Source organism: Pseudomonas cavernae (genome assembly GCF_003595175.1).
Taxonomy (GTDB): domain Bacteria; phylum Pseudomonadota; class Gammaproteobacteria; order Pseudomonadales; family Pseudomonadaceae; genus Aquipseudomonas; species Aquipseudomonas cavernae.
The window spans coordinates 17400-30857 of the sequence record NZ_CP032419.1 but is presented as its reverse complement, the minus strand read 5'-3'; the positions used below and the strand labels follow the sequence as shown (position 1 = coordinate 30857).

15 protein-coding genes are annotated in these 13458 nt (G+C 67.3%); 6 read left to right on the top strand and 9 right to left on the bottom strand.

Translation table 11 applies throughout. The annotated features are described in order from the left end of the window. Positions 1–278: 278 nt before the first annotated feature. Together D3880_RS00155 and D3880_RS00150 are read right to left on the bottom strand one after the other, a co-directional pair. A complete protein-coding gene (locus tag D3880_RS00155) occupies positions 279–500 on the bottom strand; it encodes a DUF1161 domain-containing protein (protein ID WP_119891527.1) in 222 nt (73 codons plus the stop codon). Positions 501–561: 61 nt separating this feature from the next. Beyond that, a complete protein-coding gene (locus tag D3880_RS00150; protein ID WP_119891526.1) occupies positions 562–777 on the bottom strand; it encodes a dodecin in 216 nt (71 codons plus the stop codon). A 146-nt stretch (positions 778–923) separates the two neighbouring features. Between D3880_RS00150 and D3880_RS00145 the strand changes: the two genes are divergently transcribed. Next, a complete protein-coding gene (locus tag D3880_RS00145) occupies positions 924–1250 on the top strand; it encodes an ElaB/YgaM/YqjD family protein (protein ID WP_119891525.1) in 327 nt (108 codons plus the stop codon). A 133-nt stretch (positions 1251–1383) separates the two neighbouring features. Here D3880_RS00145 and D3880_RS00140 read toward each other — a convergent pair whose 3' ends face one another. Next, positions 1384–2283: a LysR family transcriptional regulator gene (locus tag D3880_RS00140; RefSeq protein ID WP_119891524.1), complete on the bottom strand. Its 900-nt coding sequence runs from the start codon at positions 2281–2283 to the stop codon at positions 1384–1386. Positions 2284–2390: 107 nt separating this feature from the next. On the opposite strand from D3880_RS00140, the gene trpB reads away from it, so the two are divergent. From trpB to D3880_RS00120, 4 genes are all read left to right on the top strand, one after another. Further along, positions 2391–3599: a tryptophan synthase subunit beta gene (gene trpB / locus D3880_RS00135; RefSeq protein ID WP_119891523.1), complete on the top strand. Its 1209-nt coding sequence runs from the start codon at positions 2391–2393 to the stop codon at positions 3597–3599. After that, positions 3596–4405, top strand: a complete 810-nt coding sequence (trpA, locus tag D3880_RS00130) for a tryptophan synthase subunit alpha (RefSeq protein ID WP_119891522.1) — start codon at positions 3596–3598, stop codon at positions 4403–4405. Before trpB ends, trpA begins: the two co-directional genes overlap by 4 nt. A gap of 143 nt (positions 4406–4548) precedes the next feature. Beyond that, entirely contained in the window at positions 4549–4797 is a 249-nt protein-coding gene (locus D3880_RS00125; RefSeq protein WP_119891521.1) for a hypothetical protein, read from the top strand. A 447-nt stretch (positions 4798–5244) separates the two neighbouring features. Then, a complete protein-coding gene (locus D3880_RS00120; RefSeq protein WP_119891520.1) occupies positions 5245–6141 on the top strand; it encodes a LysR family transcriptional regulator in 897 nt (298 codons plus the stop codon). 116 nt (positions 6142–6257) lie between these two features. Here D3880_RS00120 and pbpG read toward each other — a convergent pair whose 3' ends face one another. The 3 genes from pbpG to hemF all read right to left on the bottom strand — a co-directional run bounded on the left by pbpG (position 6258) and on the right by hemF (position 9357). Further along, positions 6258–7169 carry a D-alanyl-D-alanine endopeptidase gene (gene pbpG, locus D3880_RS00115; protein ID WP_119891519.1) on the bottom strand — a complete coding sequence of 304 codons (912 nt, stop codon included), beginning with the start codon at positions 7167–7169 and terminating at the stop codon, positions 6258–6260. A gap of 315 nt (positions 7170–7484) precedes the next feature. After that, complete coding sequence (aroE, locus tag D3880_RS00110; protein ID WP_119891518.1) at positions 7485–8309, bottom strand: shikimate dehydrogenase; 825 nt, start codon at positions 8307–8309, stop codon at positions 7485–7487. 133 nt (positions 8310–8442) lie between these two features. Continuing rightward, positions 8443–9357: an oxygen-dependent coproporphyrinogen oxidase gene (gene hemF / locus D3880_RS00105; RefSeq protein ID WP_119891517.1), complete on the bottom strand. Its 915-nt coding sequence runs from the start codon at positions 9355–9357 to the stop codon at positions 8443–8445. A gap of 139 nt (positions 9358–9496) precedes the next feature. On the opposite strand from hemF, the gene D3880_RS00100 reads away from it, so the two are divergent. Further along, positions 9497–10474 carry an NADPH:quinone reductase gene (locus D3880_RS00100; RefSeq protein WP_119891516.1) on the top strand — a complete coding sequence of 326 codons (978 nt, stop codon included), beginning with the start codon at positions 9497–9499 and terminating at the stop codon, positions 10472–10474. A 135-nt stretch (positions 10475–10609) separates the two neighbouring features. Here D3880_RS00100 and tsaC read toward each other — a convergent pair whose 3' ends face one another. The 3 genes from tsaC to D3880_RS00085 form a co-directional block, all read right to left on the bottom strand. Beyond that, on the bottom strand, positions 10610–11167 hold the full coding sequence (tsaC, locus tag D3880_RS00095; RefSeq protein ID WP_119891515.1) for an L-threonylcarbamoyladenylate synthase type 1 TsaC: 558 nt from the start codon (positions 11165–11167) through the stop codon (positions 10610–10612). Between the two features lie 39 nt (positions 11168–11206). Continuing rightward, positions 11207–12322: a DNA-processing protein DprA gene (gene dprA, locus D3880_RS00090; RefSeq protein ID WP_119891514.1), complete on the bottom strand. Its 1116-nt coding sequence runs from the start codon at positions 12320–12322 to the stop codon at positions 11207–11209. A gap of 69 nt (positions 12323–12391) precedes the next feature. Further along, on the bottom strand, positions 12392–13417 hold the full coding sequence (locus D3880_RS00085; RefSeq protein ID WP_119891513.1) for a LysM peptidoglycan-binding domain-containing protein: 1026 nt from the start codon (positions 13415–13417) through the stop codon (positions 12392–12394). Between the last annotated feature and the right edge of the window lie 41 nt (positions 13418–13458).

Sequence of the window (13458 nt, the reverse complement as noted above, 5' to 3'; positions counted from 1 at the left end):
ATGAAAAGGCCATGTCCCAGTTACGTGTAGCAACCGATGCGCCGCTCTGGCTCCCCTCTCCCATTCATGGGAGAGGGGCTGGGGGAGAGGGAAATCAGGCAGGGAAGGCGTTGACCTGATCGTTCAGCCCCTCTCCCTAACCCTCTCCCCAGAGGGGCGAGGGGATAAAAGCAAAAAGCGCCCATACCCCGATGCTCGCCCAACACATCACTGGGACATAGCTAAGAAAAAGCCGGCGCGCCCGAAGGTCACGCCGGCTCTGAGCCGCTACCTCACGATCAATGGCGCTGGTAGACGATTTCCTTGGTGCCACCGTCGCAGTTGCCGACCACCTTCTTGTCGCTGGCGCTGCCCTTGTCGACAATTTCCAGGCTGTAGTTACTGACTCCCTTGGCCTTGAGCTTGGCATCGATTTCCGCCTTCAGCTCTTCGCAAGGTTTGCCGGCGAAAGCGGAGGAGGCCAGGACCGACAGGCCGATTGCAAGCAGGACTCTGTTCATCGAAAACGTTCCCTCGTCATGGTGAAAGATGGCCGTCCGCTGGGTGGACGGCATATCCAGCCTAGCTGTTGACGATGCGGAAGCCCACCTTGAGGGTCACCTGATAGTGGGCGACCGCCCCATTGAGGACATGCCCGCGGGTATCGACGACCTCGAACCATTCCATTTGCTTGATGCTTTTCGCCGCTTCCGCCAGCGCATTATTGATCGCGTCCTCGATGCTGGTCTTCGACGAGCCGACCAGTTCGACTTTCTTGTAGGTGTGGTGATCGGACATAGATGTTCTCCTCGACGGTGAAGCCCACAGGCAGCGGGCCTGAGACAATTCGGACGGGCAGCAGGCCCTCGAAATTCAGATTAGTCGCACTTTCCCCGCCCGGTGCAGTCGGAATCTTCACTGCCCCACAACAGAGGAGAACGACCATGGCCCTGTTCGCATCCCGCACCCAATCCCTGCGCAGCCTCGAAACCGAGATCGAGCAACTGATCGCCGCCCTGGAAAGCTTCAAGGACGGCGCCAGCGGCTCCTCGGCCCCCGCCCTGAGGGCGATCAAGGCGCGCGCCGAGAATGCCCTGGGCCACTCGCGCGAGCTGCTCGGCGAGGCCTACCGGGACATGAAGGACAAGACCTACCAGGCCGGCGCCGCCACCCGCGACTACGGCCGCGAACACCCGCTGGCCAGCGCCGGCCTGATGCTCGGCGTAGTTGGGCTGATCGGCTACCTGTACTACAGCAATCACCGGGGTTGAGACGGAGCGCCACGCAGACCGGAGACGTAGGTTGGGTTGAGGCACGTAGCGCCGAAGCCCAACGTAGGGCGTTGAGCGCAACGCCTTAGGCAGGCTAGACATCGGCGTTGGGCTTCGCTGTGCTCAGCCCAACCTACGCCGGCGCTGCGCCCTGCAGCTCCTCGGTCAGCCAGGCCGCCAAGCGCTGCGCGCGGCTGTCGGCATTGCGCGCCGGCACCCACAGGGCCAGGCGCGCCGGGGTGGCGACGAAGCCCCAGGGCGCCAGCAGGCGCCCGGCGGCCAGTTCGTCGGCCACCAGCGGCTCGGGAGCGATGGCCACGCCGAGACCGGCGACCGCCGCTTCCAGCAGGTAATACAGGTGCTCGAAGCCCTGGCCGAGCTGCAGCTGCGCGGCCTCCAGGCCCTGCCCGCGCGCCCATTGCGGCCAGGCTTGCGGGCGCGAGGCGGTGTGCAGCAACGGCTGCTGGAGCAGCGCCGCCGCCGGCGCGCTGAGCAGCTCGGCGGCGCGGGCATAGCGCGGACTGAACACTGGGCCGATGCATTCCTCCGCCAGCTCGTAGACGCGCATGTCCGCCGGCCACGGCGGCTCGGCGAACCACAGGGTGGCGTCGAGGCCGGCGCGCCGCGGGTCAAGGTCGCCCTCGCTGGCCGACAGCTGCAGACGCAGCTCCGGCAGTTCGCGGTTGAGGCGGTCCAGGCGCGGGATAAACCAGCGGGCGAGCAGGCTGCCCGGGCAGCCGAGCACGAATGGCGCGTCGGCGCGGCCCTGTTTGAGTTCGCCACAGACCCCGCGCAGGCGCTCGAAGGCCTCGCCGCTGGCATCGCGCAGGCGCAGCCCGGCATCGGTGAGTTTTACGCCGCGCCCGTCCTTGCTGAACAGGCTCAGCCCGAGATGCTCCTCGAGGGCGCGGATCTGCCGGCTCACCGCCCCATGGGTGACATGCAGTTCGGCAGCGGCCTGGCTGATGCTGAGCAGCCGGGCGGCGGCCTCGAAGGCGCGCAGGGCATTCAGCGGCGGGAGTTCCTGGGCCATGGTTATCCGTGAGTTTTTCTGACAGGTCAGGGCAATCTAATCGCTTTTCCAGGCGCCGGCCAGGGGTAGAATGGCCCCATCGCACTGCAAACCCGGAGCTTGCCCCCATGACTTCTTTTCGCACCGGCCCTGACGCCAAAGGCCTGTTCGGCCACTTCGGCGGCCAGTACGTCGCCGAGACCCTGATGCCGCTGATCCACGACCTGGCCGCCGAATACGAAAAGGCCAAGCAGGATCCCGAGTTCCTCAAGGAACTCGCCTACTTCCAGCGCGACTACGTCGGCCGGCCGAGCCCGCTGTATTTCGCCGAACGCCTGACCGAGCATTGCGGCGGGGCGAAGATCTACCTCAAGCGCGAAGAGCTCAATCACACCGGCGCGCACAAGATCAACAACTGCATCGGCCAGATCCTCCTGGCCAAGCGCATGGGCAAGAAGCGCATCATCGCCGAGACCGGCGCCGGCATGCACGGCGTGGCCACCGCCACCGTGGCCGCGCGCTTCGGCATGGAGTGCGTGATCTTCATGGGCACCACCGACATCGATCGCCAGCAGGCCAACGTGTTCCGCATGAAGCTGCTCGGCGCCGAGGTGATCCCGGTCACCGCCGGCACCGGCACCCTCAAGGACGCGATGAACGAGGCGCTGCGCGACTGGGTGACCAACGTGCACAACACCTTCTACCTGATCGGCACCGTGGCCGGTCCGCACCCCTATCCGGCGATGGTCCGCGACTTCCAGGCGGTGATCGGCAAGGAAACCCGCGAGCAGCTGCAGGCCCAGGAAGGCCGCCTGCCGGACAGCCTGGTCGCCTGCATCGGCGGTGGCTCCAACGCCATGGGCCTGTTCCACCCCTTCCTCGACGACGCCGGCGTGCAGATCATCGGCGTCGAAGCGGCCGGCCACGGCATCGAGACCGGCAAGCACGCGGCCAGCCTGAATGGCGGCGTGCCCGGCGTACTGCACGGCAACCGCACCTTCCTGCTGCAGGACGACGACGGCCAGATCATCGACGCCCACTCGATTTCCGCCGGCCTCGACTACCCCGGCATCGGCCCGGAACACGCTTGGCTGCACGAGATCGGCCGGGTCGAATACACGTCGATCACCGATGACGAGGCGCTTGCCGCCTTCCACCAGTGCTGCCGCCTGGAAGGCATCATCCCGGCGCTGGAGTCGTCCCACGCGCTGGCCGAAGTGTTCAAACGCGCGCCGAAGCTGCCGAAGGACCACCTGATGGTGGTGAACCTGTCCGGCCGTGGCGACAAGGACATGCAGACCGTGATGCACCACATGCAACAGGAGCCCAAAGCATGAGCCGCCTGCAGAGCCGCTTCGCCGAGCTGAAACAGCAGAACCGCGCCGCCCTGGTGACCTTCGTCACCGCCGGCGACCCGAATTACGACGCCTCGCTGGCGATCCTCAAGGGCCTGCCGGACGCCGGCGCCGACGTGATCGAGCTGGGCATGCCGTTCACCGATCCGATGGCCGACGGCCCGTCGATCCAGCTGGCCAACATCCGCGCCCTGGCCGCCAAGCAGAACCTGGCCAAGACCCTGCAGATGGTCCGCGAATTCCGCGCCGGCAACCGCGACACCCCGCTGGTGCTGATGGGCTACTTCAACCCGATCCACTACTACGGTGTGCCGCGCTTCATCGCCGACGCCAAGGCAGCCGGGGTGGATGGCCTGATCGTGGTCGACCTGCCGCCGGAGCATAACGAAGACCTGTGCGAGCCGGCCCAGGCCGCGGGCCTGGACTTTATCCGCCTGACTACACCCACGACAGACGATAAGCGTCTGCCGACCGTACTCAACGGCAGCTCCGGCTTCGTCTACTACGTGTCGGTGGCCGGCGTCACCGGCGCCGGTTCGGCGACCCTCGAGCACGTGCAGGAAGCCGTGGCGCGCCTGAAGCGCCACACCGCGCTACCAATCGCCATCGGCTTCGGCATCCGCACCCCGGACCATGCGGCGACCATCGCCCGCCTGGCCGACGGCGTAGTGGTCGGCTCGGCGCTGGTCGACCAGATCGCCAACGCCGAGAACGACCAGCAGGCCGTCGCCGGCGTGCTCGGCCTGTGCCAGCAACTGGCCGAGGGCGTGCGTGGTGCGCGCGGCTGAGCCCAGCGGGAAACCGGAAGGGCGGCCAGCTCTTCCGGATGAGCGACATGGCAAGGCCGCTGCGGCCGGTCTAGCCTGAGCAGGGACAACCCCGGCTAGGTATCCGCAGTTCCCTGCGCGAAGGCCGGGAACGGAGCAGTCCGATGGCAGAGCTCGACCCCATAGAGTTTTCCTCGCCAGGTTTGGCTATTGAGCCCGAGCAGCCGCCGGCCGCAACGCAGCAAGCCCCGCGGCAAAAAGCCAGCTTCCAGATCGACACCCGCGACAAGAGCAAAGGCGAGCGCCGGCAGAACCCCGAGCGACGGCAAAGCATCCGCTTTGAAGCAGACCGCCGCAGCGGCCAGGATCGCCGCCCCAGCACGTCGGGCTGGCAGCTGGGCGTCGATATCTAGGCCGCGCCGATCAGTGCAGCGGACCGGCCATTACCGCCAACCCGCGCGCCCCCAGTGTCAGGCGCTTGGCGCGCGCGCCGCTCCAACCGCTACGAGTAACTGGCGTGAAGTTGTAGCGCTTGAACCGTATTGCCACAGTGAAAGCCAAGCCGTGGTAAGCCTGCCTATCCAGTAACCACCCAGCACCAGCAAGGCGATGGCAGGAGTTTCGCCGCGAATCAGGGTTGCTGGCGCGCAGTGTCTACGCCAGTCTCATGCGGAAAAGCCGGCTTCAGGCCAGGGGTATTTGACTGGATGTCATGAGTTGCCTGTGGTTTTCTGGGTCCCGCCTTCGCGGGAATCCCATAAATAGCGACGTAGCCCGGATGCAATCTGGGGAGACCGGCAGCTCCGCTTCCCGGATTGCATCCGGGCTACGGACTAGCAAACTCCACCCAGGCTCAGCCCATGAAGACCACCCTCGATGAACTCCTCGCCCTCACCCGCGTGGTCGACAGCGGCTCCATCAGCGCCGCCGCCGAGCAACTGGGGCAGACCGCCTCGGGCGTCAGCCGCGCGCTGAGCCGGCTGGAGGAGAAGCTGGAAGTCACCCTGCTGCACCGCACCACCCGGCGCCTGCAGCTGACCGAGGAGGGCGCGGCGTTTCTCGCCCAGGCGCGCAGGATTCTCGCCAGCGTCGAGGAAGCCGAGGAGCAGATCGCCGTGCGGCGGCAGCAGCCGGCCGGGCGCCTGCGGGTCAACGCCGCCTCGCCGTTCATGCTGCATGTGATAGTGCCGCTGGTGGCCGGTTTTCGTGCGCAGTACCCGCAGATCGAGCTGGAACTGCACAGCAGCGAGCAGATCATCGACCTGCTGGAACAGCGCACCGATGTGGCGATCCGCATCGGCCCGCTGCGTGATTCGACCCTGCATGCGCGGCCGCTGGGCAGCAACCGCCTGCGCGTGCTGGCCAGCCCGGACTATCTGCAGCAACACGGCGAGCCGCAGACGGTGGACGCCCTGGCCGGCCACAGCCTGCTCGGCTTCACCCAGCCGGAGAGCCTCAACCACTGGCCGTTGCGCCATGCGCTGGGCGATTCTCTGGCGATTGCCCCGAGCCTCAGCGCCTCCAGCGGCGAGACCCTGCGCCAGCTGGCCCTGGCCGGCGCTGGGTTGGTCTATCTGAGCGATTTCATGACCGCCGCAGACCGCGCCAGCGGTGCGTTGCGCCAGGTGCTGGGCGCGCACACGGTGGAAGTGCGGCAACCGGTCCACGCGGTGTACTACCGCAACACCGCGCTGGCCTCGCGGATCACCTGCTTTCTCGATTACGTCGGTGCACGGCTACGGCCAGAACAGCCCTGAATGACCTCTCCCGCACGCGCGGGAGAGCGGCGAATAGGCCACCCACCCATGGCCCTCTCCCTAACCCTCTCAGGTAACCGGGAAAGGGGATCAACGCGCCGCGCCGCGAACGCCTGTTACTGCGCGACCAGCTGGCGCTGGGCCAACCTCTGCCGTTTGTAGCTCTTCGCCGCCGCCGGGATCGGGGTGACCTTGCCGGTCTCCACCCACTTCTTCAGGCGGTTGGCGTCGGCCGTGTGGGTGTATTTGCCCAACGCATCGAGGACCACAAAGGCCACCGGCTTGCCACCCATCACCGTGCGCATCACCAGGCAATGGCCGGCCTCGTCGGTGAAGCCGGTCTTGGTCAGCTGGATGCTCCAGTCAGCCTTGCGCACCAGGTTGTTGGTGTTGCGGAATCCCAGGCTGTAGCTGGGCTTGCGGAACACCGCGATGGTCTCGCGGGTGGTGCTGAACTGGCCGATCAGCGGGTACTGCTGGCTGGCCTTGAGCAGCTTGACCAGATCGCGGGCGCTGGAGACGTTCTTTTCCGACAGGCCGGTGGGCTCGGCGTAGCGGCTATGGTTCATGCCCAGCGCCTTGGCCTTGGCGTTCATCGCCGCGACGAAGGCCGGCACGCCACCCGGATAGTGGTGGGCAAGGCTGGCGGCGGCGCGGTTTTCCGAGGACATCAGCGCCAGCAGGAGCATCTGCCGGCGGCTGATCTGGCTGCCGATGCGCACCCGCGAATACACCCCGCGCATTTCCGCCACGTCCTTGATGACGATGGGCAACTGCTGATCCAGCGGCAGCTTGGCGTCGAGGGCGACCATGGCGGTCATCAGCTTGGTCACCGAGGCGATCGGCACCACCATATCGGGGTTGCTGGCATACAGCACCTGGTTGGTCTGCAGGTCGACCAGCAGGGCGCTGCCGGAGGCCAGCTCCTGCACCGGTTTGGCCTTGGGCTTATCGGCGCCGGCGGCGTTCGCTGCAACTACAACACTGCCGCACAGCAGCAGGCTTACAAGCAAATGGCGGATTTTCACGGGGGACTTCACGGACTGGATGGCAGAGGGGGCCGCAGCACGCGGCGGCGGGCCCGCCAGTATACGGAAAGCCGCGGCGTACGGCCTCTCGGCGGCCAACCCCGGAGTCCAGCGGCGCGCCTCGGTCAGCGCCATCCGCACTGCACGGGTGCAACTCGAAAGAGCGCGGTCGGGCAACCTGGCTAAGCAACTGGGCGTGAGCATCGCAGCGTCTCCGGCAGACGTATCGCGGGCCAGCCCGGCACTGCGGACGGCCTCCCCGCGCGTGACGCCGCCCTCCTATCAGCTATAGCGCAGATCGCCGCGCTTGCGCGCTCAGCCGGCGGCCAGCTGTCGGCGCAATTCGGCCAGCACCGGCGCGCTGTCCGGGCGCACGCCGCGCCAGAGGTAAAAGGCTTCGGCGGCCTGCTCGACCAGCATGCCCAGGCCGTCGAGGGTGCGCGCCGCGCCGTGCGCCGCGGCCCAGCGGTTGAAGGCGGTCGGCTGCTTGCCATACATCATGTCGTAGCACAGCGTGTGGCCGGGCACGATCAGGCTCGGCGTCAGCGGCGGCAGCTCGCCGGCGAGGCTGGCCGAGGTGCCGTTGACGATCAGATCGACCGGCTCGTGCAGCCCGTCGAACGCGCTGGCCGATACCGGGCCGCAATCGGCGAACAACCGCGCCAACTCCTCGGCCTTGGCCACCGTGCGGTTGGCGATCAGCAGTGCCGCCGGGCGCTCGGCGAGCAAGGGTTCGAGCACGCCACGCACCGCGCCGCCGGCACCGAGCAGGAGGATGCGCCGGCCGGCGAGGGGGAAACCGGCATTCACCGTCAGGTCGCGGACCAGCCCGGCGCCGTCGGTGTTGTCACCGAGCAGGCGGCCGTCGGCGAGTTTTTTCAGGGTGTTCACCGCGCCGGCCCGCTGAGCGCGCTCGCTCAACTGATCGGCGAGGCGAAACGCCTGCTCCTTGAATGGTACTGTGACGTTACCGCCCAGGCCGCTCGCGAAGAACCCGCGGGCACAGCCGGCGAAGTCGTCCAGCGGCGCCAGCACGGCGTCGTAGCTCAGCTGCTCGCCGGTCTGCGCGGCGAACAGGCGGTGGATCAGCGGCGACTTGCTGTGGCCGATGGGGTTGCCGAACACGCAGTAGCGATCCATGGAACATCCTTCAAAGAAACATGGGCTTTTTTGCGCCCCTCTCCCAGTTGTGGGAGAGGGGCCGGGGGAGAGGGTAATCAGGCGACGCCGCCCTCTCCCCAACCCTCTCCCGTGAACGGGAGAAGGAGCAGTCCTACGCGCCGGCCAGCCAATCGCGGTCCTGCAGGAAATACTCGCTCAGCCGCGCCTCCGCGCTGCCCGGTTCGGGTTTCCAGTCATAACCCCAGCGCACCATGGGCGGCAGCGACATGAGGATCGACTCGGTGCGCCCGCCGGATTGCAGACCGAACAGGGTGCCGCGGTCGTAGACCAGGTTGAACTCGACGTAGCGGCCGCGGCGGAAGGCCTGGAACTCGCGCTGCGGCTCGCTGAACGGTGTGGCCTTGCGCTTCTGCACCAGCGGCAGATAGGCCTCCAGATAAGCATCGCCGATGGCGCGCATGAAGGCGAAGCTGGTGGCGAAATCCCACTGGTTGAGATCGTCGAAGAACAGCCCGCCGATGCCGCGCGGCTCGTGGCGGTGCTTGATATGGAAATAGCGGTCGCACCATGCCTTGTAGCGCGGGTAGACCTCGGCGCCGAACGGCGCGCAGGCGTCGCGGGCGACCCGGTGCCAGTGCACGCAATCCTCTTCATGGGCGTAGTAGGGGGTCAGGTCGAAACCGCCGCCGAACCACCAGACCGGTTCTTCGCCTTCCTTCTCGGCGATGAAGAAGCGCACGTTGGCGTGCGAGGTCGGCACGTGCGGGTTCTCCGGGTGGATCACCAGCGACACGCCGAGGGCCTGGAAGCCGCGCCCGGCCAGTTCCGGCCGATGGGCGCTGGCCGACGGCGGCAGGCCGCTGCCATACACATGGGAGAAGTTGACCCCGCCTTTCTCGATCAGTGCTCCATTCTCGATCACCCGCGTGCGGCCGCCGCCGCCGGCCGGGCGCTGCCAGGCGTCTTCGACGAAACGCGCGGTGCCGTCTTCGGCTTCCAGGGCACTACAGATACGGTCTTGCAGATCGAGCAGATAGGCCTTCACGGCCTCGACGGAAACAGTCACGGCATCACCTTGGGGCGGCGCCCATACGCGTGGGCGGGGCAAAATGAGGGCGCAAGCATACCATCGTCGCCCTGGCGCGCGGCTTGACGGCGGTCAGTCCGGCGGCTTGGATAAGGGCCTACGCAGCGGGAGCACAGTCATGGCCAAACGCATTCAATTCGCCGCCCACGGCGGCCCGGAAGTCCTCGAGTATGTCGACTATCAACCCGCCGCACCGGGCCCGCAGGAGGTGCGGGTGCGCAACCGGGCGATCGGCCTGAACTTCATCGACACCTACTACCGCAGCGGCCTGTACCAGCCGCCGGCGCTGCCCTCCGGGCTGGGCACCGAAGGCGCCGGCGAAGTCGAGGCCGTTGGCAGCGCGGTGAGCGGTCTCAAGGTCGGCGACCGTGTGGCCTACGCCACCGGCCCGCTCGGCGCCTACAGCGAACTGCACGTGCTGCCGGCCGACAAGCTGGTCAAGCTGCCCGCCGCGATCGGCTTCGAGCAGGCCGCCGCGGTGCTGCTCAAGGGCCTCACCGTGCAGTACCTGCTGCGCCAAACCTACGAGGTGCAGGCCGGACAAACCATCCTCTGGCACGCCGCCGCCGGCGGTGTCGGCCTGCTCGCCTGCCAGTGGGCGAAGGCGCTCGGGGTGCAGCTGATCGGCACCGTGTCGTCACCGGCCAAGGCCGCGCTGGCTGAAGCCAATGGCGCCTGGGCGACCATCGACTACAGCCGCGAGGACGTGTGCGCGCGGGTGCGCGAGCTGACCGCGGGCAAGAAGTGCCCGGTGGTCTACGACTCGGTGGGCAAGGACACCTGGGAAATCTCCCTCGACTGCGTGAAGCCGCGCGGCCTGCTGGTCAGCTTCGGCAACGCCTCCGGGCCGGTCACCGGGGTCGACCTCGGCATCCTCGCGCAGAAGGGTTCGCTGTACGTCACCCGGCCGAGCCTGTTCGCTTACGCCAACAGCCGCGAGAGCCTGCAGGCGATGGCCGACGAGCTGTTCGGCCTGCTGGCCAGCGGGCAGCTCAAGGTCGAGATCGGCCAGCGCTACGCCCTCGCCGACGCGGCCCAGGCGCAGACGGCGCTGGCCAGCCGGCAGACCACCGGCTCGACCATCCTGTTGCCGTGATCGGCTGGCCGTAGGTTGGGTTGAGGAGCGCAGCGACGAAGCCCAACAAGCGGCGCTTATCTCAACCACGGCGCCGGGGCCAGCATCGCTCGTTGGGCTTCGCTGCGCTCAGCGCCAACCTACCTCAGCACCAAGCTACGCCGGGCGCAGCACCTTGCCGCTGATCAGGTCGCGGATCAGGCTGGGGTGCTTGCGCCCGCCGAGGGCGCCACCCAACACCGTGTCCAATTGGGCGTGGAAATACTGCTCGACGCGCAGCCGTGAACGCGCCGCCGGCCGCCCGCTGGGGTTGGCCGAGGTCGACACCAGCGGCCCGGTCAAGGCGCACAGGTCGCGCACCAGCGGATGATCGCTGACGCGCAGGGCGACGCTGTTATGCGCGCCGGTGATCCACTCGGGCAGGCGGTTCTGGTGCGGCACCAGCCAGGTGTTCGGCCCCGGCCAGGTGCTGCCGAGGCGTTCCAGCCAGGCCTCGGGGAAGTCCTCGAAGAGGAAGTCGAACTGGCGAATGCTGTCGGCGACCAGAATCAGGCCCTTTTCCAGCGACCGCTCCTTGAGCGCCAGCAGGCGCAACACCGCGGCTTCGTTCCACGGGTCGCAGCCCAGGCCCCAGACCGCTTCGGTCGGATAGGCGATGACGCCACCGTTGCGCACCACCCGCGCCGCCTGCTGCACCCGCCACTTGCTGATCATCACTACCCCCCGAGGAAAACTGCCGGCAGTGTACCCAAGCTAGCCAGCGCGGCCCACCCAGCGCCCACCTTCGCAGGCCACTTGGCCGTCCAGTTCCAGCTCGGTGAGCGCCGCCAGCACCTCTGGCAGTGACCAGCCGCTGGCGACGGCCAGCGCCTCACTGCTATGGGGTGCGGCGTGCAGCAGTTGCACCAGCGGATGCTGAGCCTCGGCCTGGCCCTGCTGTTTCGTGCCTGCCGGCACCGTCGCACTGGCCGGCCCGAGTTGCTGCCAACCGCGCAACGCCTCGAGGATATGTTCGACGCTCTCCACCAGGATCGCACCTTCGCGGATCAACTGGTGACAGCCGCGGGCGCCCGGATGGTGGATCGAACCGGGGATGGCATAGACCTCGCGGCCCTGTTCCGCCGCCAGCCGTGCGGTGATCAGCGAGCCGCTCGCCGGACTGGCCTCGACCACCAGCACGCCCAACGATAGGCCGCTGATGATGCGGTTGCGCCGCGGGAAGTTGCTCGCCTGCGGCGGACAGTCCAGCGGCAGCTCGGACACCAGCGCGCCACCGCGCTCGCGGATCTCCGCCGCCAAACGCAGATGGCGCTGCGGATACAGCCGTTCGAGGCCGGTGCCGAGCACCGCCACGGTCTTGCCGTCCACTTCCAGCGCGCCCTGATGGGCGGCGCCGTCGATCCCCAGGGCCAGGCCGCTGGTGATCACGAAACCGCCGCCGGCCAGGCTGCGGGCGAAGGCGTGGGCGTTGTCCAAGCCCGGGCGCGAGGCGCGGCGGCTGCCGACCATGGCCAGTTGCGGCCGCTCGAGCAGGCCCGGATCACCGGCGACGAACAGCAGCGGCGGGGCATCGGCCAATTCCGCCAGCAACGCCGGATAACCCGGATCGTCCCACATCAGCAGGTGCTGGTCAGCCTGCTCCAGCCAGGCCAGCGCCGCGCCGACTTGTTGGCGAATGTCGCCACTGCGGCGCGCCTCGGCGCTCGCCGCCGGCAAGCCGAGCGCGCGCCAGGCACTGGCCGGGGCACTCAAGGCGGAAGAGGCATTGCCGAAGGCGTCGATGAGTTTGCGCAAGCGCCGGGGGCCGAGCTCCGGCAACCCATGCAGACGCAGCCGGGCTTCCAGCTCGGCGGGGGAAATCGCTGACATATTGATCATCCTTGATCGCTTAAAACACAAAACCCCCGCAGTGCGGGGGTTCCGAGGGGTTTCGCTGACTTAGGGGTTCTGCACCTTGTCGAGCACCGCCAGCTGACGGGTGGCGCCGAGGATCAGGCCGTAGCTGAGTTTGTCGTAGGTGCGGAACACCATCAGCAGGCCGGAACGCTCGTCGGGAATCTTCACCGTTTCGCCGGTGACGCGATCGCGCACCGTCTCGCCGGTCTTGTACACCGCCAGCACGTTGCCTTCGGCGAGGCCGTCGCGCTTGCCCTTGTTGATGGTCACCACGTCAAACTGGCCGACCTGCGTGACCCCGCGCGGCACGTCGAGAATCAGGCCCTTGATCTCGCCGCTCGGCTCGCTGGGCATGAAGGTGGAGTTGATCGCCCGCTCCTCGGTGGGGAACAGGCGATCACCGAGGCGCACTTCCTGGGTCGAACGGGTCAATGCCATGGTGGCGATATCACCTTCCTCGGCGACCACCTGACCACTACCGATATCGTCGGCGTTGATGCCGAGAAACTCCTCGGTGACTGGGTCGATATAGGTGCGGCCCTGACGGAAGATACCGTACACCGGCACGTCCGGCGCCAGCAGACCGCGGGCATAGACGCGATCACCGGCACCGCTGACCACCCGCTCGGCATTGCCGGCAACTATATAGGGCTGGCCTTGGAACTGTTCGGGGGTGTCAACGATGCGGTTGCTGATCAGGAAGCTGTTGATCGCCTCCAGCGGAATGGTCGGGATGGCTTCGGCCATCGGCGTGCTGCGCACCTTGGGCGACAGTTTGATGGTGCCGCGCGACTCGCCGCGATTGAGCACCAGACGCGGCTGGCCGTCGATATAAACGAGGGACAGCACGTCGCCCGGGTAGATCAGATGAGGGTTTTCGATTTGCGGATTGGCGTGCCAGATTTCCGGCCACTTCCAGGGTTGACGCAGAAACTTGCCGGAGATATCCCACAGGGTATCGCCTTTGACCACGGTGTAGCGCTCCGGGTGACCGTCCTTGAGTTGCACTGCGGCCTGAGCCAAGCCTCCGGCGGCGAGGAGCAGCAGGGCGAGTAGTGTTTTCCTCATGCAGTGAATCCCTTTATTATGTGTCTTCATGAAGCGCCCTA